Origin of the sequence: Thiosocius teredinicola, from assembly GCF_002009425.1 — a bacterium.
GTDB classification, from domain to species: domain Bacteria; phylum Pseudomonadota; class Gammaproteobacteria; order Chromatiales; family Chromatiaceae; genus Thiosocius; species Thiosocius teredinicola.
Genome location: NZ_CP019936.1, coordinates 3569056 through 3591847 on the forward strand (window position 1 = coordinate 3569056; position 22792 = coordinate 3591847).

26 protein-coding genes are annotated in these 22792 nt (G+C 61.7%); 11 read left to right on the forward strand and 15 right to left on the reverse strand.

The features are described 5' to 3' along the window. Position 1: 1 nt before the first annotated feature. Genes B1781_RS16875 through B1781_RS16890 form a run of 4 tightly spaced genes read right to left on the reverse strand, consistent with a single transcriptional unit; the run spans position 2 to position 3100 of the window. Positions 2-781, reverse strand: coding sequence for an efflux RND transporter periplasmic adaptor subunit (locus B1781_RS16875; RefSeq protein ID WP_078120777.1), 780 nt, complete (start codon positions 779-781; stop codon positions 2-4). Then, positions 778-2076, reverse strand: a complete 1299-nt coding sequence (locus tag B1781_RS16880) for a TolC family protein (RefSeq protein ID WP_078120778.1) — start codon at positions 2074-2076, stop codon at positions 778-780. The genes B1781_RS16875 and B1781_RS16880 overlap by 4 nt, the downstream gene beginning before the upstream one ends. Further along, entirely contained in the window at positions 2076-2600 is a 525-nt protein-coding gene (locus B1781_RS16885; RefSeq protein ID WP_408646376.1) for a thioredoxin family protein, read from the reverse strand. Before B1781_RS16885 ends, B1781_RS16880 begins: the two co-directional genes overlap by 1 nt. Beyond that, a complete protein-coding gene (locus tag B1781_RS16890; RefSeq protein ID WP_078120780.1) occupies positions 2600-3100 on the reverse strand; it encodes a TlpA family protein disulfide reductase in 501 nt (166 codons plus the stop codon). Before B1781_RS16890 ends, B1781_RS16885 begins: the two co-directional genes overlap by 1 nt. A 201-nt stretch (positions 3101-3301) precedes the next feature. On the opposite strand from B1781_RS16890, the gene B1781_RS16895 reads away from it, so the two are divergent. After that, positions 3302-4804: a hypothetical protein gene (locus B1781_RS16895; protein ID WP_125932144.1), complete on the forward strand. Its 1503-nt coding sequence runs from the start codon at positions 3302-3304 to the stop codon at positions 4802-4804. On the opposite strand, the gene B1781_RS16900 is transcribed toward B1781_RS16895, so the two are convergent. Beyond that, the gene (locus B1781_RS16900) at positions 4805-6094 is read right to left on the reverse strand and encodes a virulence factor BrkB family protein (RefSeq protein WP_078120782.1); all 1290 of its coding nucleotides are present in this window, start codon (positions 6092-6094) and stop codon (positions 4805-4807) included. Positions 6095-6159: 65 nt separating this feature from the next. On the opposite strand from B1781_RS16900, the gene arsC reads away from it, so the two are divergent. The 4 genes from arsC to hda are packed head-to-tail and all read left to right on the forward strand — an operon-like array spanning position 6160 to position 8148. Then, positions 6160-6507: an arsenate reductase (glutaredoxin) gene (gene arsC, locus B1781_RS16905; RefSeq protein WP_078120783.1), complete on the forward strand. Its 348-nt coding sequence runs from the start codon at positions 6160-6162 to the stop codon at positions 6505-6507. Beyond that, the gene (gene wrbA, locus B1781_RS16910; protein ID WP_078120784.1) at positions 6507-7106 is read left to right on the forward strand and encodes an NAD(P)H:quinone oxidoreductase; all 600 of its coding nucleotides are present in this window, start codon (positions 6507-6509) and stop codon (positions 7104-7106) included. The genes arsC and wrbA overlap by 1 nt, the downstream gene beginning before the upstream one ends. Then, positions 7103-7456 carry a DUF2069 domain-containing protein gene (locus B1781_RS16915; RefSeq protein ID WP_078120785.1) on the forward strand — a complete coding sequence of 118 codons (354 nt, stop codon included), beginning with the start codon at positions 7103-7105 and terminating at the stop codon, positions 7454-7456. Before wrbA ends, B1781_RS16915 begins: the two co-directional genes overlap by 4 nt. Continuing rightward, positions 7453-8148: a DnaA regulatory inactivator Hda gene (hda, locus tag B1781_RS16920; protein ID WP_078120786.1), complete on the forward strand. Its 696-nt coding sequence runs from the start codon at positions 7453-7455 to the stop codon at positions 8146-8148. Before B1781_RS16915 ends, hda begins: the two co-directional genes overlap by 4 nt. A 29-nt stretch (positions 8149-8177) precedes the next feature. On the opposite strand, the gene B1781_RS16925 is transcribed toward hda, so the two are convergent. From B1781_RS16925 to B1781_RS16940, 4 genes are read right to left on the reverse strand one after another with little or no spacing between them, the layout of a single operon-like run. Further along, positions 8178-8678: an NUDIX domain-containing protein gene (locus B1781_RS16925; protein ID WP_164513437.1), complete on the reverse strand. Its 501-nt coding sequence runs from the start codon at positions 8676-8678 to the stop codon at positions 8178-8180. Between the two features lie 48 nt (positions 8679-8726). Continuing rightward, entirely contained in the window at positions 8727-9818 is a 1092-nt protein-coding gene (locus tag B1781_RS16930; RefSeq protein ID WP_078122112.1) for an AI-2E family transporter, read from the reverse strand. Next, on the reverse strand, positions 9811-10377 hold the full coding sequence (locus tag B1781_RS16935; protein WP_078120788.1) for a CDP-alcohol phosphatidyltransferase family protein: 567 nt from the start codon (positions 10375-10377) through the stop codon (positions 9811-9813). The genes B1781_RS16930 and B1781_RS16935 overlap by 8 nt, the downstream gene beginning before the upstream one ends. Positions 10378-10404: 27 nt before the next feature. Further along, positions 10405-11466: a DUF2066 domain-containing protein gene (locus tag B1781_RS16940; protein WP_164513438.1), complete on the reverse strand. Its 1062-nt coding sequence runs from the start codon at positions 11464-11466 to the stop codon at positions 10405-10407. A gap of 229 nt (positions 11467-11695) precedes the next feature. On the opposite strand from B1781_RS16940, the gene purM reads away from it, so the two are divergent. Genes purM through B1781_RS16955 form a run of 3 tightly spaced genes read left to right on the forward strand, consistent with a single transcriptional unit; the run spans position 11696 to position 14156 of the window. Further along, on the forward strand, positions 11696-12772 hold the full coding sequence (gene purM, locus B1781_RS16945; RefSeq protein ID WP_078120790.1) for a phosphoribosylformylglycinamidine cyclo-ligase: 1077 nt from the start codon (positions 11696-11698) through the stop codon (positions 12770-12772). After that, positions 12769-13416, forward strand: coding sequence for a phosphoribosylglycinamide formyltransferase (purN, locus tag B1781_RS16950; protein ID WP_078120791.1), 648 nt, complete (start codon positions 12769-12771; stop codon positions 13414-13416). The genes purM and purN overlap by 4 nt, the downstream gene beginning before the upstream one ends. Then, entirely contained in the window at positions 13410-14156 is a 747-nt protein-coding gene (locus tag B1781_RS16955; RefSeq protein WP_078120792.1) for a DUF3108 domain-containing protein, read from the forward strand. Before purN ends, B1781_RS16955 begins: the two co-directional genes overlap by 7 nt. On the opposite strand, the gene dcd is transcribed toward B1781_RS16955, so the two are convergent. Then, the gene (gene dcd / locus B1781_RS16960) at positions 14128-14724 is read right to left on the reverse strand and encodes a dCTP deaminase (RefSeq protein ID WP_078120793.1); all 597 of its coding nucleotides are present in this window, start codon (positions 14722-14724) and stop codon (positions 14128-14130) included. The two genes, B1781_RS16955 and dcd, sit on opposite strands and share 29 nt — an antisense overlap. A gap of 212 nt (positions 14725-14936) precedes the next feature. On the opposite strand from dcd, the gene B1781_RS16965 reads away from it, so the two are divergent. The 3 genes from B1781_RS16965 (at position 14937) to B1781_RS16975 (ending at position 17190) form a co-directional block, all read left to right on the forward strand. Then, positions 14937-15710, forward strand: coding sequence for a DUF3050 domain-containing protein (locus B1781_RS16965; protein WP_078120794.1), 774 nt, complete (start codon positions 14937-14939; stop codon positions 15708-15710). A 168-nt stretch (positions 15711-15878) separates the two neighbouring features. Next, entirely contained in the window at positions 15879-16301 is a 423-nt protein-coding gene (locus B1781_RS16970) for a hypothetical protein (RefSeq protein WP_125932145.1), read from the forward strand. 274 nt (positions 16302-16575) lie between these two features. Continuing rightward, entirely contained in the window at positions 16576-17190 is a 615-nt protein-coding gene (locus B1781_RS16975; RefSeq protein ID WP_078120796.1) for a LysE family translocator, read from the forward strand. 20 nt (positions 17191-17210) lie between these two features. On the opposite strand, the gene B1781_RS16980 is transcribed toward B1781_RS16975, so the two are convergent. From B1781_RS16980 to B1781_RS17000, 5 genes are all read right to left on the reverse strand, one after another. Continuing rightward, positions 17211-17846, reverse strand: coding sequence for a hypothetical protein (locus B1781_RS16980; RefSeq protein WP_078120797.1), 636 nt, complete (start codon positions 17844-17846; stop codon positions 17211-17213). Between the two features lie 26 nt (positions 17847-17872). Continuing rightward, entirely contained in the window at positions 17873-19477 is a 1605-nt protein-coding gene (pckA, locus tag B1781_RS16985) for a phosphoenolpyruvate carboxykinase (ATP) (protein ID WP_078120798.1), read from the reverse strand. Positions 19478-19750: 273 nt separating this feature from the next. Continuing rightward, a complete protein-coding gene (locus tag B1781_RS16990) occupies positions 19751-20767 on the reverse strand; it encodes a transporter substrate-binding domain-containing protein (RefSeq protein WP_125932290.1) in 1017 nt (338 codons plus the stop codon). Positions 20768-20885: 118 nt separating this feature from the next. Continuing rightward, positions 20886-21992, reverse strand: coding sequence for a transporter substrate-binding domain-containing protein (locus B1781_RS16995; protein ID WP_078120800.1), 1107 nt, complete (start codon positions 21990-21992; stop codon positions 20886-20888). A gap of 149 nt (positions 21993-22141) precedes the next feature. After that, complete coding sequence (locus tag B1781_RS17000; RefSeq protein WP_078120801.1) at positions 22142-22453, reverse strand: DUF2853 family protein; 312 nt, start codon at positions 22451-22453, stop codon at positions 22142-22144. Positions 22454-22792: the final 339 nt, after the last annotated feature.

A 22792-nucleotide genomic window follows, 5' to 3' on the forward strand; every position in this document is an offset into this window, starting at 1 on the left:
ACTACTCCAGGTGCAAGGTAACGGACTCGCCGACCCGCAGCGGTTGCTCGGGATCGGCGCCGATCTCTGCAACCAATTCATAGCCCGGCGCCGCTGCGGCCGCGTCGCCGACGGGTTCGAAGCCGACAAAGGCCACCTTGGCATCGCGCGTTTCGCCACGCACGGTCGCTTTGAGTGCCTGGCCCGGCTGCAGGCGTGCCGCCGTATCGGCGTCGACGACGGCGGTCGCGTGGTATCGCCGGTTATCCGCGACCGTCACCAACGGTCGGCTCTGCAACTCGCTGACGACACTCTCGCCCGGCACGGCATTGACCGCGAGCACCATGGCATCGAATGGTGCGGTCACCACGCTGCGTTCCAGATCGAGCTTGGCAGCCACCAGTGCAGCGCGCGCCGCCTCGGCAGACGCCCGCGCCGATTTCAATGCGACCGCGGCCTGGTTGCGTTCGAAATCCGACAGCACGGTTCGGTCGTACAGCTCGATGGCCCGATCATCGTCGCGCTTCGCCTCTTGCAGCAGTGCCTGGGTGTGACTCACTTCGGCATTGCGCCGGGCAACCTCGCTGTTGAATCCGCGTTGGTCGAGGCTTACCAGCTTGGCGCCTTGCTTGACGGATTGGCCGGGACTGACATGCACCTCGCTGATCACGCCGGATACCAAGGTGCCGAGTTCGGCACGCTGCGACCAAGCTATCTTCGCCGTCACGTCAGCGGCCGATGCGGCAACCGAAACACCCAGCGCGCCCAAACACAACACGGCCTTCATCAATGTCTTGCTCATTTGTCGGACTCCTCGGCCAACAGCTTTCCGCTCAACGCCTGCAGGCGCGCCTGCGTCATCATCCAATCGAACTCGGCACGCGCCACGTCCAGCCGCACCGCCGAGATCTCGGTCATCGCGTCACCCAGGTCGGTTTTGACTTCCAGCTCATACAAGGCGCGGCTGCGGTCGAGATAGAGTTCGCGATAGTCACCACGAACGGCGAGACCCTCGAGCTGAACACGTAGATTCTCCAGCTTGAGCCACAGATCCAATACCTCCTGGCGCAACCGGTGTTGTGCTGCCGTCAGCTTGGCACGACTGCCACGCAGTTGTGCCCGCGCCTCGGCGATCGCGGCATCCTTGGCGCCGCCGGTCAGCAACGGCATCTCGAACACCAGCGCCGCGCCCAGCGGATGGGTCGAACTGGTGTTGCGGTTGTAGGCATTCGCTTCGAGCTCGCCACGCAGTACCGGACCATGCCCGGAGCGCGCCGCTTCGACACCCGCCAACGCAGCATCGACCTCGGCGCGCAACGCCAGGATCTCCGGATTGTACTGCTGCACCTGTTCGAGCAACTCGTCAAACGGCGGTGGGGGCGACGAATAATCGGGCGGCGTCGGTCGCACCACGTTCGACACCAGGTCACCCGGCCGGCCCATGGCAAGTGCCAGACGTGAACGTGCTGCGCGCTGCAGCGTCTGGCTCGCGTTGCGCAGCTGCAGCGCTTCCTGGTACTCGGCCTCGGTACGCAACAGATCCACGTCCGACAGGCGCCCCAGCTCGTGCCGGTCGCGCGCCCGATCGGCAGAGATGAACGCCCCGGCCATGGCCTCGTTGTCGCGCGCAAACTGCAAGTCGGCCAGCACCACATCGAGGAAACTGCGCATGATGTTCAGGTGCGCCTGTTGGCGCGCATCCAGATAACGCCACTCGCTGCCCTGGCCAGCCATGCGCGCCGCCGATTCGAGTGCATCGCTGTAGCCGAAATCGTAGATGCGCTTGGTCAACGCCAAGCGTGCACTGCTGTCGTTGTTGTCGGGGTCGTCTGACTTATAGGACGGTTCGATGGCACGCAGCTTGGCGGTCGCAGTCAAACGCGTGCCGCTGAGTGATTCGGCCTGCGCCAACGCCGCATCGCTCGCTTCGCGCTCGGCCAATGCAAGTTCGACCGCCGGCAGCGCCACGTCGGCCAGTTGCAAGGCATCTTCGAGTGCCAACGGTTCCGGTAAGGGCTGTAGCTCGTCGGCCGCCCACGCGGTGCCGCCGACCAGGAGCAGCAATGCGCCCAGCTTTCCGCCGAACTGGCGAAACATCAGCGTGCCGAGCGCTTGTAACGGGTAAAGGTCTGGTCTTTGTAGGCCCCGTCGACCACGTATTGGCCCAGCAACATGAACTCTTCCTTGTCGCGAGTCGCTCCGGTGAAACGCGCGCGTTTGATGTAGTTGCCGTCCAGATCGTAAAAGGCGAACACCGGCGTAGCGCGCACCCGATATTGCTTGAAGGCGAAGTCCTTCATCGTCGTCGCGTTGCCCTGGAAATCGGTGATTTCGACGTCGCCTTCAATGTCGACCGGAAAGATCAGGAAGTTCTCGCGGAAGTATGCCTGCACGTCGGGCTGGTTCAGGATCGTGGTTTTCATCCGGTGACAGAATGGGCATTCGTCCATCTCGAACATGATCAGAATGCCTTTCTTGCCCCCGTCGCGGGCGGTCTGCAACTCTTCAGAAAAATCGCCGAAACTCTCGTTGAAGAAAAATTGTTCCGGGTCGCGCGGCTTGTCGGCAGCGAACGCCACGCTCGATGCCATCAGCATCAACATCATGCCCAAACGCACCATCATTCACTCTCCTTCTTATGTTCGTTCTCGTACCGTTCGATGAATTTGCGAAGTGCCTCTGCGGTGATCTGCCCCACCTGTCGCGCCACCACCTCGCCTTCGGGGGTGATCAAATAGGAAGTCGGTAAACCCTCGATCGGACCAATCAGCTGATCCCTGCTCGGGCGGGCAGTCGCCACCAGAATCGGGAAAGACAAAAACTGTTCGTCGACGAATTCGCGCAGACTCTTTTCGTCGATCTCCTCCATGTTGACCCCGAGCACCACGGCCTTGCCCTCGGCGTTGCTATGAAAGACCTCGAGTTCCGGCAACTCCTCCAGGCACGGCGGACACCAGGTCGCCCAATAATTGACCAACACCCATTTGCCGCGGTAGTCCGACAGGCTGTACGTTTTGCCGTCCAGCCCGGGCAGGGAGAAATCCGTATCCGGCGCATTCGCCCATGAAATCGTCGCCGCCAGCATGCCGATCAGCAGCCCGACTGGAAGTAATTTCCTCATTGGTCGTGACATCAACCAAAACCCCTAATAGAGTTGTGCGCCAAGAGTGAGACGCGTCACATATCCCATGTATTCCGCGCCACTCATATACTTACATTAAGAACGGACGTCATTCACCTGCATGCCCACATCAAAAAGTAGACAGCGGATCGAGCCGAAAGTGCAGCGAGCCGGGTGCCGCAACAACGACGGTAGTCGCGCATGGTAAACGCTCCCAACCCAGCACCCAACCCCGGCATGTTCAACATACCGGGCACGGCGGTGGCGCGGCATCCGGACGCGCTGCTGAATCCACGCGCGCTCGGACGATGGATCGACGATCTGCCGCTCGCCAATCCGCAGAAATCGGCAGCGATGTTATTGCAGCAACTGCGCATGGTGGTGCGCGATCCGCAGCCGGGCAACCGCTTTGCGCAGTTGATCGAGTTGTTCGAGGAACCACTCGAGAAGGTGCTTGCACTGATCAACGAGCGATTGGAGCACAGCTCGGACTCGGCCATACCCCTCGACCAGATGGAGCACACCACCATCGAGTTGCTGACCGAGTTCGCCAACGCCCATCTGCGCATGGCGAATGATCAAATCATCGTCGGCCGGCAACCGGAGCCGGAAACACTGATGCGCGCGATGACCGCCCTGGATCTGGCGCTGAGCATCGAACGTCTGCACTACTACCGCTTGGCACCGAAGTTCTGGCTGCTGCTGCTGACCATCTTCCGCCATGCGGACAGGCAGCAGGTGGGCAACCTGCCGATGGAGGCGCCGCTGCGCCAGCCGGACGACCCGAACACGATCAACGGCCTGTTCTTCCGTGCCCTGATCGTTTGTGCCTGCGATCCCAATCACCAGGTGCCGACCGATGTGCTTGCGTGGCACCACTGGATCGGCAAACACGCCGTATTGCTGTCGCTCAGTGTCTTGCCGCAGGGTGCCTTCACCATTCCGGTCGACATCAGCGGCGCCAAACCGCCACTGTCGTGCGTCCACGCCGCCAAACCGGGCCCCGAGATCCGTTATCTCGATATCGACCCGTTGCTGCAGGCGATCGAGGAAGATGACGATGCACCGCCGCGCCTGTTGGAGGCGTTGAGCAACCTGATCAAGGGGCGCAAAAGCCCTGAGCGTCGCGCCTTTCCGCGCCAACCGCGCAGTCAGCCCTATCACCTGCTGCATGGACTGCGCGTGATCCACGAACAGCTCAGTGCGCTGACCCAAGGTCTGGCCGGGCGCGACGTCGCGCGCGGCGCCTTGGCCTGCCTGTTGACCGATCAATCGAAATCCGGCGCGGCGTTTCGCCTCAGCGGCCCGGTCTCGCCCCCGCTATGCGTCGGCGAACCGGTGCTTGTGCAAGCCGAAGGAGTCGGGCCGAACGGTGCACCGGTCGGTTTCGCCGGTGTCATCAAGCGCTTGGTCAACGATGGCGGCACGCACATCGAGATCGGCGTGGAAAAACTGCTGGGGCGTCTGGTTCCGGTGCAATTGATCCCCACCGCCGGCGAACGCGGGCGGCTCGATAACCATGCCCTGCTGCAGCAATCGCCGACCACCGGCAAGCTGACCCTGCTCGCCGGTCACGGCGTGTACCGGGAGGGCAACACCCTGGCGATGGAGAGTGCGACGGTGCGCTACGACGTCCGCATGCGCAGCCTGCTCGGACGCTCGCAATCGACCGTGTTCATCGAGGTCGAACTGGCCGGCGGCTGATCAATCGCGTTCGGACTGGGCACTGCGTTGTAAGGGGATGGATTCGGCGCGACGCAGGCGGAATTCGCCCAGCGGCACGTCGAGCGCGCCATGAATGCCGGTGTTGGCGGCGCGCAACGCGTCCGCCAGCCGCTCATTTGCCGGCCAGTCGCTGTCGCCTTCCCGGGGCAGGGAGAACATGCGGCTTTCGAACAGCCCCATCAAGGTGGAATCGTCCAGGCGACGCGCCAACGTCCAGCCCCCCTCGCGGGTCAGGTGGACCCAATGGTGGGCCGCCAGCTCGCTCAGCAGATCGTCCAGGCGCGGCTCGCGCCAGCGCGCGCGCAAGCGCGCCAACTGCGCCGTGGTCGGCGCCTCGCCGGCGGCCGCCGCCTCATCCAGCGCCAGGATCACATTGACCGCATCCCCCATGCCGAGGCGCTTGCAGGTGCCATCGTTGCCCAACCAGTTGAAGATGCCCATGGCATGCGTGACCTCGGCGCCGAGCAGCACGATCATCCACGACAGGTAAACCCAGACCAGGAAGATCGGGATAACAGCCAAGGCGCCGTAGATCGCCTCGTAGGTCGGAAACTGGGTGATGTAATAGGCAAAGGCGTGTTTCGCCACTTCGAACAGACAGGCAGCAAAAACACCTCCGACCAGTGCATGTTCGAGCCTGACCCGCCGGTTCGGAATGACGGCGTACATCAAGGTGAACGCGGCAGCCGAGGTCAGCACCGGCGTCAATCCCAGCAGGCGGCGGCCGACCCCGCTGCTGGCCGCCTCGGACAATATCGGCAACGACACCGCGTAAGACGTGACCAGCAGGCTGACGCCGATCAGGATCGGGCCGAGTGACAGCACCGTCCAATAGATCAGAAACTTGCTGCCGAAACTGCGCGTCGACTTGACCTCCCAGATGTTGTTCAGCGATTCGTCGATCGTCGACATCATCAACAGCGCAACGATCACCAGAAAGACCGATCCGGCACCGGTCAGCTGGGATGCCTTGGCACTGAAATCCGACAGGTACTGCTGCAGCTGCACGCCCGACGTCGGCACGAAATTTTCGAAGACGAAACCCTGGATCAGTTCGTTGACCTTGTCGGCCACCGGAAAGGCGGAAAAGATCGCAAACGATACGGTCATCAGCGGCACCAGCGACAACAGCGTGGTGTAGGTCAACGCCGAGGCGTTGCGCGGCCCGCCGTGCGACACGAAATGCTCGGCGACCAGGATCAGGAATTCGCGCAGCCGTGACAGCGCCCGCGCCAAACTGAATTTCGGTGCGTTTGACTGGTCACCCATACCACGCTCCTCGCGCAGGCCTGATAAAATCCGCGCACATCTGTTCGCTGCTGAAAGTAATAGCCATGACTGTAAGGATTTACCACAACCCGCGATGTAGCAAGTCGCGGCAGACACTCAAGCTCATCGAGGACAACAATGCGTCTGCGGAAATCGTCGAATACCTCAAGACGCCACCGGATGCCAAGACGCTCGGCAAGCTGCTCGATATGCTCGGGCTGCAACCGCGCGACCTGATGCGCAAAAAAGAAACCGAATACAAGGAAAGCGGCGCCGACAATCCCGACTTGAGCCGCGATCAACTGATCGCCTTGATGATCGAATACCCCAAGTTGATTGAACGCCCGATCGTGGTCAACAACGGCAAAGCGGTCATCGGCCGTCCGCCAGAACGCGTACTCGATATCCTGTGATGAGCGACTACCTGCTGGTTCTGTATTTCAGCCGCGACGGCGCCACCGCCGAGATGGCCCGGCTGGTCGCACGCGGTGCCGAGGAAGGCGGACTCGAGGCACGCCTGCGCACCGTGCCGCCGGTCTCTGCAGACTGCGAGGCGACCGGTCCGGCCGTGCCTGAAGCTGGCGCACCGTATGCCACGATGGACGACCTGGCCAACTGCGCCGCACTCGCCCTGGGCAGCCCGACGCGCTTCGGCAACATGGCGGCGCCGCTCAAATACTTCTTCGACAACAGCAGCGGCCTGTGGATGAAAGGCGCGCTGAGCGGCAAACCCGCCGGCGTGTTCACCTCGACCGGCAGCATGCACGGCGGACAGGAAACCACCCTGCTGTCGATGATGCTGCCGTTGTTGCATCACGGCATGCTGATCTCCGGCCTGCCCTACTCCGAACCCGACCTGGCGCAGACACGCGACGGCGGCACACCCTACGGCCCGTCGCATGTCGCCGGCATCGACGGCAAACTGCCGCTTACGCAGGTCGAGAAGAACCTGTGCCAAGCCTTGGGTCGCCGCTTGGCGCACCTGGCAAAGGCACTCAAGGGCAAACTGTGAAGACGCAGCTGGTCCGCTGGTTGTCGCTGTTGACCTACGTCGGCCTGATCGCCTGGGTCATGGCCTGGATCATCTTCCTCGGCGAAGTCGACCCACAGCACAAATCGATCTGGCTGCTGCTGTTCGTCACGCCGTTGCTGATCCCGCTGCGCGGCGTGTTGGCAGCACGCGACAAGACCCTGGTGTGGGCGGTGTTGGTAACACTGCTGTACGCACTGCACGGCAGCATGGTCGCCTGGACTGACGAAACGCAACGCTGGCTTGGCCTGACCGAAGCCGCGCTGAGCCTGGGCTTTCTGTTCAGCGCCAGTTACTTCATCCGCTGGCGTGCCGCCGCGCGTGTGCAATGATCCAGCAGCTGCCGCTTGCGCTGAAGCTTGAGCATGCGCCCGGGCTCGATGACTTCGTGGTCGGCGGCAACCGACCCGTGCTCGATGCCTTGCGCGCATCGTTACAGCCCGACGGCGAGAAGCTGGTATATCTGTTCGGCCCGAGCGGTTGCGGTCGCAGCCACCTGTTGCTCGGCCAATGCGCCAGTGCCGAAGCCATCGGCATGCGCAGTATCTATCTGCCGCTGACCGACCACGCCACATTGGCGCCGCAGATGCTCGAAGGCCTGGAGAGCTTCGACTTGCTCGCGGTCGACGATGTGCACAAGATCGCCGGCAAACGCGATTGGGAAGAGTCCTTGTTCGCCCTGTTCAACCGCACGCGCGACCTGGGCAACCGGCTGCTATTCAGTGCCGACTGCGGACCGGCCGCGCTACCGCTAACGCTCCCCGACCTGCAAAGCCGCCTGGCGTGGGGCCTGACGCTATCGATCCAACCGCTGGATGACGATGGTCGGCGCCAGTTGCTGCAACATCTGGCCTCGCGCCGGGCGCTGAAGATGTCGGACGACGTCGCACGCTTCATCGTCGAACGCGGATCACGCCATCCCAAGGACCTGGTCGAAATGGTCAACCGGCTCGACCGGGCGTCGTTGGCCGAACAGCGACGGCTGACGATTCCGTTCGTCAAACAAAACCTTGCTATGGGCTGACCAGGTGTTGACCGGAGGGCTGACTTGGCTCAGAGCGCCGGCAGATAGGTCTGCATATTGCCCAGCGCCGCACCGCGGATAACGCGTTTCAGACCGCCGGGTCGCAGCTCGATATCGTCCAGCCGGTGCAGGCCAACCCATTCGACACCTACCTGGTACTTATCGGGTTGGCTGCCGGTTGTCGGCTGGTAGGCGGCCGGCAGTTTGCAACGAAAGATGAACTCGACGTGCTGTCGATACAGCGATTCCTTGGCATCACGCAAACGGTAGCTGTTCGCGACATGCGCCAGGCCAACGATCTCGACCTGTGCACCGATCTCCTCGAAACATTCGCGCAGCAGGGTTTCGTGCAGCGCCTCGCCGATTTCCTGACCACCACCCGGCAGGCTGAATCGTTCGCTGCCATCCGGCCATCGTTTACGCAACAGCAACACGCGATTCTGATGAATCAGCAAGGCGCGCACGGTATTGCGGATCGGTGTCTGGATGCGCGCACCGGGCGGCGGCTTGAGCGGGGAGTGATCATTCATGCGATGGACCGTAACGCACCGACAGCGACTGAATGCCATACCTGACGGCTATTGCGCGTCTGCATCCTCGCGTTCACCGCCGTACTCTTCGGGGCCGTACCAATCGCTGTTGCGATACTGTTCGACCACATGCCTGACCAACACCATCGCCACGGCGGCGACCGGCAGCGCCAGCAGAATGCCGAAGAAGCCATAGAGTTGGCCGCCGGCCATGACGGCAAAGATAACCGCCACCGGATGCAGCCCGATACGTTCGCCGACGAGACGCGGCGTCAGCACCATGCCTTCGAGCATCTGCCCGACGACGAACACCAGCACGACCCACGGCAGATCGCCGAACCCACGCGCTTGCAGAATCGACGCGACGCCCGCGATCAGGATACCGACGATCAAGCCCAGGTAAGGGACAAAACTGACCAGACCGGCGAACATACCGATCAGCAGTGCGAGTTCGAGGCCGACGAACCACAACCCGGTGGTATAGATCACCCCGAGTGCAAACATCACCAGCACCTGGCCACGCAGGAACGCACCGAGCACCTCGTCGGATTCCTTGGCCAGCTTGACGATCGTCGGCTCGCTGCTGCGCGGCAGCAAGGTGCGCACCCCGGCCACCAGCGGATCCCAGTCACGCAGCAGGTAAAAGGTGAGCACCGGGATCAGGACCAGATTGGCGATCCAGCCCAACAACGCCATGCCCGATCCCGAGATGGATCCCCACACGTTGGCGACGATCCCGCCGGCTTCACGCCAGTGCTTGCCCAATGCCTTCTGGATGGTGGCGAAATCCAGCGTTGCCGATTCCTCGGGCAACAGGCCCTGCAGATGCGGCACCACGTTGCCGCGAATCCAATCGACATACCCGGGAAGCTTCTGTATCAACTGGCTGATCTGCGCCTCGATCCGCGGTATCAACAGCAACAGCAGAACCGTCAACAAAATAAACAGTACGACGAACACCAGCGCGACGCCCGGTGTGCGTTTCACGCCGCGTTCTTCTAGGCGATCGACCAGCGGATCGCCGAGATAGGCGAGCAGCGCAGAGATCACGAACGGCATCAGGATCGGCGACAACAGGTACAGCAGCACTGCGCTGAGCAGCAACCAGCCCATAAACCACAGTTTCTGCGAATCACTCATGGCCATGCGTTCCTCCCTCGCGCGCGCGGCGGCTCCATTCCCGTACATACCCGGCGCCGCTGAGCACGATCGTGACCATCACCGCCGCAATCAACAACTGAATCACGACGCCGGGAATGCCACCAAAACCCAGTTGCACTACACCCACCGCCGCCAATGCGATCTGCAGAAAGGTGTTCAACTTGCTGACCACACTCGGCTCGGGCTGCACCGTCTCGACACGGAAGTTGTACACGGTGGCGCCGACCACGATGATCAGATCCCGCGCCAGCACGCTGGCGACCAGCCACCAAGGGAACACCTCCAGCCACCACAGACAGATGAATGTCGAGATCAGCAGCAACTTGTCGGCCAGGGCATCGAGAATGCCGCCGAGACGCGAACTCCAACCGAAACGCTTGGCAAGAAACCCGTCGAGTCCGTCCGACGCGCCGGCCACCAGAAACAGCCAGATCGCCGTCTCGAACTTGCGCTCGAGCAACGCGAGTACGATCGGCCCAACCAGAATGATGCGCGCCACGCTGATCGCGTTCGGCAAATGGCGCAGGTAAGCGTTCATCAGGTTCCTTGTGTCGCTGCAGGCGGGTCAGTTTAACAGGCGATAGTAATAATCGGCCCTCGTGGCGGGAGGCTTGCCGGCTTCGGCCGTCTCACCGGTCGCGCTGGGAACCTGTTCCAGTGGCCCGATTTCGGCGGCCAGGTTCGGCGCATCGCCGAGCGCGTCGACCAGGCTTTGAACGCTGTCGCGCAAGGCGAACTCGAAGGTATAGCTGTCGTTGTCGACCGACCGCAGCGAGACGCGCGCAACGCTGTCGAGGCTTTCGAGGTAGGCAAGCAAACGGCCGTAGCTCGCCAATTCCGTAACCCCCATGAACTGTACCGTAACCACACTACCGCCACCGGCGCTCACCGCAGGTACGAAGCGACTGGCGTGCAGGTCAATCGTCTTGGTCACGGCATCGGCGAGCGCCTCGCCCAGCTCACCGGGGCGCGCATCGAAGGGGTGAATGCCGGCCTCGTCCCACAGCGACCAGTCACCGGCCCATTGGTCGCGCCCGGTCGAGCGCAGACGACCGATCAGAATGGCGTCGTAGGGATAGCGTTCCGATGCTTTCTGGATGCCGTCGGCGAACATTGACCATAGATCCGCTGTGCTCATCGCCGCCTGGTCCTGCAGGTCCATCAGCGGCAACTGCAACGGCATGCCACGCAGTTTTGCCTGCGCCAGAACCGCTTCGCGCGCACGCGTGTCGTTGTCGAAGTTCAGCAGGCTGCGTTCGTTGCCCTGCTGCATCGCCACCCACATCAGCACACGTGGCCGACGCGACCAGACCGGCAGTTGCTGTTCGCGCATCCGTCGGTCGACCGCACTCGGGTCAAAACGCGCCCACAGGTAACGCAGCATCTGGCCGTCTTGCTCGTCGCTGCGATAGCGGTACTGCTGCACCAGCGACGGGGCGGCCGCAATCACCGCCTGGGCACCGGGCGCCTCGCCGATGTCCAGCCTGCCGCTGACGCGCTGCATGACCTGCAGCAACAGCTGCCCCAATGCGGTGTTCCGCGCCTCGTTGCCCTCGTCGGCGACCGGCATCTCGGCGCTGTACCACTCTTCGGCGGCGATCGCCGAAAGCGGGAGCAAAATCAACAATATGACCGCAACACAATGCTTTACTGAGATTTGCATGGCGCGCAGTGTACCAGCCGAAAGGGCCGGCGAGCGATCTGCATTCGATAACCTGCAGCAAGTGCGCCGGGCCCGGTCGAGGCTGTTTGCGCGGCCCGATCGCGGACCGAGCGTTGGCGCCACATGTGACGTGGTCGACCAGATCGGCACAGGGTAAAATGCGCGTTTTGCAGTTGCAGCGCGGAGCCCCCCCTTGAGCGACCATTCCCCCACCCCGCCGAACGACGGTCTCAGCTACGCCCAGGCGGGTGTCGATATCGACGCCGGCAATGCGCTGGTCGAGCGCATCAAGCCGATCGTCAAGAACACCTTCAGACCGGGGGTACTTTCGAGTATCGGCGGATTCGGCGCGCTGTTCGAACTGCCGGTCGACCGCTACAAGGAACCGGTGCTGGTCTCGGGCACCGACGGCGTCGGCACCAAGCTCAAACTGGCTATGCAGTTGGGCAAGCACGACACGATCGGCATCGACCTGGTGGCGATGTGCGTCAACGACATCGTTGTGGCCGGTGCCGAACCACTGTTCTTCCTCGACTACTACGCCACCGGCAAACTGGACGTGGATACCGCAGCCGATGTGGTCAGCGGTATCGCGCGCGGCTGCGAGCAGGCCGGTTGTGCGCTGACCGGCGGCGAGACGGCCGAGATGCCGGGGATGTACGCCGAAGGCGACTACGACCTGGCGGGCTTCGCGGTCGGCATCGTCGAAAAATCACGCATCCTGCAACCCGATCGCGTCGCGGTCGGCGATGCGCTGCTGGGCCTGGCATCCTCGGGGCCGCACTCCAACGGCTATTCGTTGATCCGCAAGGTGATCGAAGTCAGCGGCGCCGATCTCAATGAGACGCTGGACGGCAAACCGCTCGGCGAAGCCCTGCTGGCTCCCACCCGCATCTATGTGAAAGCGCTGCTCGCGCTGCTGGCCAAGGTCGACGTACATGCGTTCGCGCATATCACCGGCGGCGGTCTCACTGAGAACCTGCCACGCGTGTTGCCGACCCACAGCTGCGCAATGATCCATCGCGATAGCTGGAAGCTGCCGGCGGTTTTCGAATGGCTGCAGAAGTCAGGCAAAATCGACGATGCCGAGATGCTGCGGACCTTCAACTGCGGAATCGGCATGGTGGTTTGTGTGCCCGAGGCGTCGGTAGAGAAAGCCGTGGGCATCCTCGAGGAGCAAGGCGAAACGGTGTTCCGCATCGGTGAAATCACCCGTTGTGACTGCGAGACGCCCTGCGTTCGCTACAGGGGCGCCTCCAACAACTCATGACCCAAGCCGATGGTAAGTTACCCATCGTCGTATTGATCTCGGGCAACGGCAGTAACCTGCAGGCGTTGATCGACGCCGCGCAGCAGGATGGCCGTTTCGTGATCCGCGGCGTGATCAGCAACCGCAGCGACGCCGCCGGGCTGGCACGCGCGAACGATGCGCACATCCCGACCCGGGTCATCGAACATACGCAGTTCGCCGACCGCGCGGCGTTCGACGAGGCCCTGGCCAGGGAAATCGACAGCTTCGAACCCGGTCTGGTCGTGCTGGCGGGCTTTATGCGCATCCTGACGTCAGACTTCGTCAATCACTATGCCGGACGCATGATCAACATCCACCCGTCTTTGTTGCCGGCATTTCAGGGGCTGCATACCCATCGGCGTGCGCTCGAGGCCGGGGTCAGCGAGCATGGCGCCAGCGTGCATTTCGTCACCGACGAACTCGATGGCGGCCCGGTTGTCGCGCAGGTTCGCGTCGCTGTGCGGGCGGACGATAGCGAATCGGTGCTGGCCGAACGCGTGCTGCAACGCGAACACGAGCTGTTGCCGCAGGTGGTCAACTGGTTCGCCGAGGGTACGCTGCAACTGCGCGACCACACCGTCTGGTTGCACGGCTCACCCATCACGGCCCCGGTACAATGCTGAAACGAACGAGATGGCTTCTCGCGACCGTCATCGGCGTGCTGCTCGCCGCCTGTAGCGACGAGCCACAACAACGCCCGCCGGCACCGCTATCCTCCGAGGTGACCTACCGGCTGACCTTCAACGATATGTGGGTCGGCAACGCGTTGTTTATCGTCACCGTCGACGCCGCCGGCCACTACCGGATCGAAGCACTCACCGTTCCGGCCGGTCAGATGAGCACTATCGCGGAGAACGAAGAGATCCTCGAGATCAGCGAGGGCGGATTCGTGCAAGGCAGTGTCATGCCACAGCGCTTTCACTACAGCGTCATGCGCGATCAAGCGGTCAAGGCGGTCAATCTGGAATTCGATTGGGACGATGGCGGCATGCACATCAAGAGCGGCGACGCCTTCCGCCGGGTCGGCCTCGCTGCCGGCACCCAGGATCAGCTTAGCTACCTGCTGGCTGCCAGGCAGCTCGCCCTGGCCGGCGAAGGCAGCATGCAATTGAAAATCGCGTCGCCTGAGGTGACGGAAGACAACCTGCTCGAAGTGATACGACGAGAAACGCTGGAAACCCCGCTGGGCAGCACTCAGGCGATCGTGATCCGACGCAGCGGGCCGGACCCTGCCATAACGCGCGAACTGTGGTTCGATACGTCGACCGCAGCACTGCCGCTACGTGTTTCGCAACGCTGGGAAGGCAACTCGATCGATATGCAGTTGGAAACGCTCAGCCCGACTCCGAGCGATCCTCGCTGATCCGACTTGCGACCGGACCGCTCTGGCCACGGTACTTGGCATCAAGCCGCTTGGTATAGGGACGTTGCGCCGGACCGGTCATCGACTCAAAACTCATCGCGCCGATCGCCATGCCGGGGCGCAAAGCCAGCGGCAGTTTTCCGGAGTTGAAAAACTCCAGCACGATGTTGCCGCTCCAGCCCGGATCGATGCGGTGCGCGGTTACATGCACCATCAGGCCGAGCCGCGCCAGGCTCGAGCGACCATCCAGCCAGCCGACCAGGTCATCCGGCAGGGTAAGCGATTCCAAGGTGATGCCGAGCGCCAGCTCTCCCGGGTGCAGCACGAAGGTGTCCTGCTCGCTGATGTAGATTTCATCGCCCATCACCTTCTCCACCGCTTGGTTGACCTGCTCGCGGCTGCCGGAAAGGTCGATGAAGGGAATGGTGTGCGAACTGAACACGCGAAAGCGATGACCAAGGCGCAGATCGATGCTGACACCACTGACCGAACGGTCGTCCGGACGCGGTTCGACACTGATCCGACCGGCATTCAGTGCGTCGATAATGTCGCTGTCGCAGAGTCTCATGTCGATTTGGCCTCCCATCGGCGTCGCGGCGCAAAGTGTACACCACGCAGGCGATTTACCGGCCGCAGCCGCGACCGGACGCCGGAAACACCGCAATCCGCGGCTTTTTTCGCGCCTGCGATCGCAGTATTTTTGCTGGCCGGTGGCGTCGCGCCGAGGAGACAATGACGCCGACACCCCAATATTCGTCAACGCACAGAAGTATCACCGCCATGCCATCAGCCATCACCAGCGAAATCGTCGCCGACTTCCGCCAAAGACTCGAAAACCACCCGGTGTATGCCGCCGTCGCCACCCTCGAAGACCTGCAGTGCTTCATGCAGCACCATGTCTATTCCGTCTGGGATTTCATGTCGCTGATCAAGTACCTGCAGTCGGTCGTGGCGCCGACCAACTACCCCTGGGTGCCGGGCGGCGATGCCGACGTGCAACGCTTCATCAACGAACTGGTACTCGAAGAGGAAACCGACGAGCACCCGGTCGATGGCGGTTTCTCGAGCCATTTCGTTCTCTACCTGTCGGCCATGGAAGAGATCGGTGCGGACACGGCACCGGTACGCCGTTTTGTCGAACTTGTGGCAACCTCAGGCCTGCCCGCTGCGCTGGCGTCGGATGCGATTCCCGAACCATCGCGGCGTTTTACTGCAACTACCTTCAGTTTCATTCGTTCCGGCGAACCGCATATCGCTGCAGCCGCGCTCGCGCTCGGCCGTGAACACATCATTCCCTGCATGTTCCGCGCGATCCTTGAGAACACCGGCGTCGATGAAAAGCAGGCGCCGATCTTCCACGCCTATCTGAATCGCCACATACACCTGGACGAAGACTTTCACGCGCCTTTGTCGCTACGGTTATTGAACGGTCTTTGTGATAACGATGAACAACGTGTTCACAATGCCGTGGCTGCGGCAGAACAGGCCGTGCTCGCACGCATCGAGTTTTGGGACGGCGTGCTGGCAGCGCTGGCGAACCGCGACCGACAATGACCGCCGCATCTTGATGTGAAACGGGCGACGCAAGCGATCCCGGGCGCAAACGGCGTCGGCAGCGGATGACGCTTGGCTCCGTTCGCAGGCGCTAACTTCCTCAATCACTCGAAAGGTGGCGTAAACCTCGCTGCCCTTGGTTATGATTGGAGGTGTATGCGCCACTCCTTGAGCAAAAGATCCATCTCCACAGGCAACAGCCCTTCGACGACGTTGTTCGTGCTGATCATCGCCATCAGCGTGGCCATCACCGGATTCGCGTTTTACGTCTCACCGGTGTTTGCGGTGCCGGCGGCGCTGATCACCGGTATTCCAGCGTACCTGATGATCAAGAACGCGATTGCGTATCGCAAGGCGTGGCGGATCTATGCCGGCGATCAGTCCATCGAAGTCACTGACGATGCGATCATCGAGCACAGCATGGATGGCGTACTGACCATTCCGCGCCACTCTGTCGTGCGCATCGATACCGAAGACGACAAGGCCATGGTGGTGCTGCGCAGCGGCCGCGTGATCGACATCGACGGCTATGACGACATGGGCACCTTGTTGGACGAACTCAGGCGTTTCGAACAACGCAATACTGCGTGATGGTGACGCACAGCTTTTAGCCGCTGGTTGATTCAACTGCAGCGGGCAACATCACCGCCCCAAAAGACGCCACTCAAGCACCTTGTCTTCCCCGCATGATCGCTGCCGGCAGCGCTCCGCGCCTGCGCAGACACCAGCACCGGCGACAACAGGGATCGAGGACACAGCCAAAGGGGTATGAGCGATGTTGTTGGTCTATCGGCACCAGCGGTGTATCTTGCTTGTTCAAGCCTGTGCCGACTCCCGTCGGCTTGGCAAGAAACGGTGAATCCTTATGACACTGCTGACCGCTGCCCTTTTCGCCGGTGCCATGTTCGCATTGGCCCTCACGCCCGGACCCGGTGTATTCGCCACCGTAGCGACCGCGCTCGCCTCCGGCTTTTCGCGTGCTGCGATGGTGGCGTTGGGCATCGTGACCGGCGACCTGCTGTTTCTGATGGCGGCCGTCTTCGGCCTCGGCGCTCTCGCCGAATGGATGGGCGGACTGTTCACCATCGTGAAGTGGCTCGGCGCCGTCTATCTGATCTGGCTGGGAATCAAACTGTGGCGCAGTGAGCCAAGCGACCCTGAAGCGTCGAATCAGGCGACCGCGTCTGCCAAGGCCAGCTTCACCAATGGGCTGTTCATCACCCTCGGCAACCCGAAGGTGATCTTGTTCTATCTCGGCTTTCTGCCTGCCTTCGTCGACCTGTCGTCCTTGACCGCTACCGACGTTACCGTAATCGCGGTGGTCGTATCACTGGTGCTCGGCGCAACCATGCTCGGCTATGCCTACGCCGCGTCGAGCGCGCGACGCCTGTTTCAGACACCGCGCGCCAAGACCGTGTTGAATCGCGCATCGGGCAGCGTGATGATCGCCACCGGCAGCGTGTTGGCCGCCAAGGCCTGACACACGACCTGCTCGCCGCTTCAAATCACGCCGTCATCTGAGATGTCACGCGCCTCCGAGTGCGTAAGGTTCGGATGATTGCGTAACACATAGCCCGCGCTATGCAGACCGATAATCGCGTTATGCAGATTGGTGCGTAATGCCGAGTTGGGCGATTGCAGATGCTCCGCCAGGGCGTGCAGCGAAACATCCACATGGTGGTCGCAAACGGCAACCGGTATCTGCAATCGCTCTGCCAGATTGAGAAACGGATCCAGCGACGACACGTCTTGCTGTACCGTTGCATGCGTGCGCCGATCGGCCGCTTCATTTTGGTGTTCGCAGTTGAGCCGGTCGCCGTACTGCTCAAGTGCCTCGGCATCGATCGACGGATCTTTGCGCTGCACCTTTTCGACAATGCTGATCACGACAGCGGCCGAGGCCTCGTCGGGCGCACAGGACAACACGGCCGCCAGCAGATCACGTTGCTCGCTACTGAGCCGCGCGGCTTTGTAACCGCTCATCACAAAGCTGTTGTCGTGCACCAGGCTGCGCAAGAACGCCTCGGTGGCAAAATAATATCGCGACGTATAGTGGAACAGTTCCTCGGCGAAACTGCCCCACCCAGTGTCGAACTGCGGATAGTAGTGACCGTTTACGTTTTTCGATTCGGTCATATCGACAGCCTCCGGTTCGGTGGCAGCTAGCCGGTTTGCGGGCCGGCAGCACGGATGTCTTCGGTGACTTCGTCGCTGAAGGTGCGGAAATTCTCGGCAAACATTCCGGCGAGCTTCCTGGCCTGCGCGTCGTAAGCTGATGGATCGCTCCAGCTCGACTTGGGGTTCAGGATCTCGTCCGGCACGCCCGGGCAGCTTTCCGGCACCTCGAAACCGAACACCGGATCGCGCCATGTGGGCAGCTCATCCAGCTTGCCGTCGAGCGCTGCGTTCACCATAGCGCGCGTGTGCGGAATCGCAACCCTCTCGCCGACGCCGTAAGGCCCGCCGACCCAACCGGTATTGATCAACCAGACCCGTGCACCGTGCTTGGTGATGCGTTCGCCGAGCAATTCGGCATAGCGCCGCGGGTGCAGCGGCATGAACGGTGCCCCGTAACAGGCGCTGAACACCGGTGAGGGTTCGGTCACGCCTTTCTCGGTGCCTGCGACTCGCGCGGTATAACCGGAGATGAAGTGGTACATCGCCTGCTCCGGGGTCAGTTTGGACACCGGCGGCAGCACACCGAAGGCATCGCAGGTCAGGAAGATGATGTTCTCGGGGTGACCACCGCGGCCATCGAGGGTGGCATTCGGGATCGCACTGATGTGGTAGGCGCCGCGTGTATTCTCGGTCAACGTTCCATCGTCGAGGTCGAGATGGCGATCATCCGACGACAGGGTGACATTCTCCAGCACCGTGCCGAAACGCTGCGTCGTGCTGTGGATCTCCGGCTCGTTCTCGGGCGACAGCTTGATCATCTTGGCATAGCAGCCGCCTTCGAAATTGAAGATGCCGTTGTCACTCCAACCGTGTTCGTCGTCACCGATCAGGGTGCGCGATGCGTCGGCCGACAAGGTGGTCTTGCCGGTACCGCTGAGACCGAAGAACAGCGCCGTCTTACCATCCTTGCCAATGTTGGCCGAACAGTGCATCGGCAACACCCCTTTACCCGGCAGCAGATAGTTCATCACTGAGAAGATGGATTTCTTGATCTCGCCCGCGTAGCTGGTGCCGCCGATCAGGACCAGGCGTTGATGGAAGTTGACCAGGATAAAGGTTTCGCTGCGCGTTTGGTCCTGGCTGGGGATAGCGTGGAAGCGCGGCGAGTTGATCACCGTAAAGTAGGGCTCGTGATGTTTCAGTTCTTCCGGACTCGCCTGGATGAACATATTGCGCGCGAACAGGCTGTGCCAGGCGTACTCGGTGATGATCCTGATCGGCATGCGATAGTCGGCATCTGCACCGGCGAAGCAGTCCTGCACAAAGACGTCCTTCATCTGCAGGTACGAGGCCATACGCTGATGCAGGATGTCGAAGTTGTTTTCCGGAATAGGCTTGTTGATCGTGCCCCACCAGATCTGGTCATGGCTCTCGGCTTCGTCGACGATGAACTTGTCGTTGGCCGAACGACCGGTGTGGTGCCCGGTCCGCACCACCAGTGGACCGAGGTGGGATAGCGACCCTTCTCGACGCAACAGTGATTGTTCGTACAGCGCAGGCGTTGGAAGATTCCAGAAGATCTCGTTCAAGTTGTACAGACCGTGGGCTTCCAGGCCGCCGGTGAACTGCGATACGTCGCTTTCGTGCATCGTTATCCCCAAAGATTGAAAAATCTCAGCCTGCAATCGCAATTGCAGGCGGTAGACCGGTTCCCTGCTCCAAACCTTACCGGCCGGACGGCTGATCGCACCAATGTGGAGCAGTTCGGCGCACGATGCGAGGCTTGAATCAAGGTTTGGTCATTCGACGCAAGTACCTTGCCATTGACATGGGAATAAATAAGACACGAATTTTGGCGCAAACCGCCAAGGCATCAACCGATGGCGGCGGGCGATATGGGCGGTGGCGAATCGCGATGCGGCCTACAGACCCGAACCGGTGCGTCCGAACCAGCGTTGATAGATTTCGTCATAGGTGCCGTTCTCGCGCAGACTCAACAGCGCGCGATTCACGACTTCGACCCGTCCACTGCCTTGCGGAAACAGGATGCCGTACTTCTCGCGCTTGAACGGTTCACCGACGACACGGGTCGTACCCCTGCCCTCGTCCGCCGCGTAGTAGCGCAGGATCGGCGCATCGTGCACCACGGCATCGAGCTTGCCGCGTTTAAGACCGTCGAACAGATCGTCGATGTTGTCGTAAGCCTGATAGCGGATGCCTTTGAGCTGCAGAAACGCCGCTGCCGTCGAGTTGGCCGTGGTGCCGACCTTCTTGCCATACAGATCGGTGTACGACTCGATATCGGCCCGCAGCTCGTTGACCGTCATCGTCGACGTAATCTTGGCGACAAACGCCGACACCAGGAACAGACTGCCGACCACCAAGGCGATGCCCAGCACGCGCGCCGGCAGGCTGCGCGGTACATGTTCTTCGAAACCGCCACTGATCATCACGTGCATCGTGTACCAGAACGATGGCCAGAGTCCTTCACGATAACTGCGCTGAAAGTAAGGGGCCCGTCGACGTTCGAACCACCACATCAGGTTCGCAATGACGAAGATCACGAGTACGGCACCCAGAATCCATGCCGCCATCTCCCAGGTGAACAAGGCAGAGAGTACGCCGCCACCGGTGCCTTCCTGCGGGATCAGTATCTGCAACCCGGCGTCGAACACCGGGTGAGAGAAATCGAACTGGTTCTCGCGTTCCGCCGTGATCGAAATATTGCCCACGGCGAGATCCACACCACCGCCGTCGACGCTCTCCAGCATCTTGCCGAACGACGGCACCGCCGATACGTGCGCCTCCCACCCGAGTTGGGCGGCCAGCGCCTGCAACAGATCGATGCTGAACCCGGTCAGCACGCCATCCACGTTCATCGCAAAGGGCTTGCGCTCGACAGTAACGACCTCGACCGTTTCGGCTGCGCTCGCCGACATCGCGAACGGCTGCGTCAACAAGATCCATAACGCGGCCCAAACAATCCGTCGGGCCGAAGAACTAATAAGCTGCATATTCTTTTTCTCTTAACTAATCGCTATCGCCGGCGGATGCCTTTCAACCCCCGAGGTGCCGGCGCAGCAGCTGCTCCCACGCATCTCCACGGGTGAATTCGAGCAACAGCCGGTTGACCGGTTCGCGCCAGCGGCTGCCGGTGGGTAGCGCTATCGCATAGTCCTGCGGTTCGAAATCCAGCTCGAGCACGTACAGCTTGCCTGCGTAGCCGGTGCGCACGCGATACAGCAGCAGCGGCTTGTCGTACACGACCGCGTCGACATCGCCGGCGTCGAGCGCAGACAGCGCTGCGCCCAGATCGTCGTACGCCTTGGCGGGCACGCCGTTACGTTGCATCCGGCGCTCGCTGGTCGATCCGACCACGGTCGCGGTACGCACGTTGGCCAGATCCGCTTCCGAAGACACCTTGCCCGACAGTGCGCCGAGGGTCAGCGAGGTCGTCAGGCTTGCGGTTATCGTTGAAATCAACACCACGCTGACGAACATCCAGATCAGTGCGACGAACCGACCGCCGAAGCTGGTCGGCGCCTTGTCGCCGTATCCCACCGTGGTCATGGTGACACTCGACCACCACAGACCGGCACCGATGCCTTTTACCGGATCACTCGGAAACTGCGGGTTGCGACGCCGCTCGAGAAACCACACCACCGCACCGACGATCGCCAGCAAGGTCAACAGGCTGCCGACCACGCCGAGGAACTGCGGCGATGTCAGGCTACGCAACACAGGCAGCCAACCGGACGACTCTTCCATGGGCACCGCGATGCCCAGACCCGTGTGATAGAAGGGATGAGTGAAATCGAACGTGATCTCGCGCTCCGGCGTCACCGACAGCGCGCCGACGGCAACGTCCATCGTCCCGGTCTCGACCGCACCGAGCATGTCCCTGAGGCTCACCTCGCGGTATTCACTGCGCAGTTTCAGCTCTGCCGCGACCCGTTCCCATAGTTCGATCGCGATGCCCTGCCACTCGCCCGACTCGCCGCGGTAGGCAAACGGCGGTACCGCGCGTGTGGCGACCGTGACGGTCTGCAGCTCGTCGGCCGCGTACGCCGGCCCCGCCGGAAGCATGCCGATCAGCCACAGGCAGAACCACGGCAACATGCGCAGATGCCTGAATTGCACTGAGATTCGGAGAGGAAATGACATTGCGACAGCTTCGCCCTGTGCGCCAAATGCCGTGAACCTGCCGGATGACCGGCCCAAGAGGAGCGATTCTGAACCGCGTAGGCTCGACGTTAGGATTTTAAATCATGCCCCGACGTGCTGCCGGGGCACTGCTACGGCAATTGGCGTCCTCAGAGGTCGCCGAGCTTGCCCATTTCCTTGGCGACCAGGTAGTAGAAGGTCACACGTTGTTTCTGGCGGTCGCCCTTCATGGTTTCGCAGACCTTGGCAACCACACCGTCAGCCGCGCTGCCGTCGCTTTCACCGAGTTTTTTCATGCACCACTTTTCGCGAACACGATCCAGTTCCGACTTGTCGGAACACGACACCAGCGAGGCGTCCTTGCTTTGCAAAGCGATACCCAGGTGCTTGACGATCTTCTGCACGACGTCGGCGTCGGCACCTGCGTCATAACGTTGGACGTCGGACAGGTAGTCACTCATGGTTCTTCCCCCATTACTCTTCTTTGGTAAACAGCGCTCGCGACGAGCGAAAATTTTTTTGCTTATTGCGAACGATTCGCCGCCGGTGTCACGGCCTGCCAAGTCGCAGCAAGGCGCACAACGGCTGCGCCGTAGCATACCGCAAGTCGGCAGGGGAAGGCTTGTTGCCGGTCAGGAAAGCGCTGCTGAACCTTCCAGTGCGACCAACATCAAAGAACAACCCCTACAATTAAAGTCGCCAGGGAAGACAGGCGATACGACAGATAACCGGAGAAACTCCGCAGATGGTGGGCGTCGTGAGAGACGTGGCAACAAAAATCAGGTGCTCTTGGATTGGAC

Bases quoted from the DNA above. Each gene is read 5' to 3' on its own strand.
- B1781_RS16875 (WP_078120777.1), bottom strand. From the start codon at position 781: ATGAGCAAGACATTGATGAAGGCCGTGTTGTGTTTGGGCGCGCTGGGT.
- B1781_RS16880 (WP_078120778.1), bottom strand. From the start codon at position 2,076: ATGTTTCGCCAGTTCGGCGGAAAGCTGGGCGCATTGCTGCTCCTGGTC.
- B1781_RS16885 (WP_408646376.1), bottom strand. From the start codon at position 2,600: ATGGTGCGTTTGGGCATGATGTTGATGCTGATGGCATCGAGCGTGGCG.
- B1781_RS16890 (WP_078120780.1), bottom strand. From the start codon at position 3,100: ATGAGGAAATTACTTCCAGTCGGGCTGCTGATCGGCATGCTGGCGGCG.
- B1781_RS16895 (WP_125932144.1), top strand. From the start codon at position 3,302: ATGGTAAACGCTCCCAACCCAGCACCCAACCCCGGCATGTTCAACATA.
- B1781_RS16900 (WP_078120782.1), bottom strand. From the start codon at position 6,094: ATGGGTGACCAGTCAAACGCACCGAAATTCAGTTTGGCGCGGGCGCTG.
- arsC (WP_078120783.1), top strand. From the start codon at position 6,160: ATGACTGTAAGGATTTACCACAACCCGCGATGTAGCAAGTCGCGGCAG.
- wrbA (WP_078120784.1), top strand. From the start codon at position 6,507: ATGAGCGACTACCTGCTGGTTCTGTATTTCAGCCGCGACGGCGCCACC.
- hda (WP_078120786.1), top strand. From the start codon at position 7,453: ATGATCCAGCAGCTGCCGCTTGCGCTGAAGCTTGAGCATGCGCCCGGG.
- B1781_RS16925 (WP_164513437.1), bottom strand. From the start codon at position 8,678: ATGAATGATCACTCCCCGCTCAAGCCGCCGCCCGGTGCGCGCATCCAG.
- B1781_RS16930 (WP_078122112.1), bottom strand. From the start codon at position 9,818: ATGAGTGATTCGCAGAAACTGTGGTTTATGGGCTGGTTGCTGCTCAGC.
- B1781_RS16935 (WP_078120788.1), bottom strand. From the start codon at position 10,377: ATGAACGCTTACCTGCGCCATTTGCCGAACGCGATCAGCGTGGCGCGC.
- purN (WP_078120791.1), top strand. From the start codon at position 12,769: ATGACCCAAGCCGATGGTAAGTTACCCATCGTCGTATTGATCTCGGGC.
- B1781_RS16955 (WP_078120792.1), top strand. From the start codon at position 13,410: ATGCTGAAACGAACGAGATGGCTTCTCGCGACCGTCATCGGCGTGCTG.
- dcd (WP_078120793.1), bottom strand. From the start codon at position 14,724: ATGAGACTCTGCGACAGCGACATTATCGACGCACTGAATGCCGGTCGG.
- B1781_RS16965 (WP_078120794.1), top strand. From the start codon at position 14,937: ATGCCATCAGCCATCACCAGCGAAATCGTCGCCGACTTCCGCCAAAGA.
- B1781_RS16975 (WP_078120796.1), top strand. From the start codon at position 16,576: ATGACACTGCTGACCGCTGCCCTTTTCGCCGGTGCCATGTTCGCATTG.
- B1781_RS16980 (WP_078120797.1), bottom strand. From the start codon at position 17,846: ATGACCGAATCGAAAAACGTAAACGGTCACTACTATCCGCAGTTCGAC.
- pckA (WP_078120798.1), bottom strand. From the start codon at position 19,477: ATGCACGAAAGCGACGTATCGCAGTTCACCGGCGGCCTGGAAGCCCAC.
- B1781_RS16990 (WP_125932290.1), bottom strand. From the start codon at position 20,767: ATGTCGGCGAGCGCAGCCGAAACGGTCGAGGTCGTTACTGTCGAGCGC.
- B1781_RS16995 (WP_078120800.1), bottom strand. From the start codon at position 21,992: ATGTCATTTCCTCTCCGAATCTCAGTGCAATTCAGGCATCTGCGCATG.
- B1781_RS17000 (WP_078120801.1), bottom strand. From the start codon at position 22,453: ATGAGTGACTACCTGTCCGACGTCCAACGTTATGACGCAGGTGCCGAC.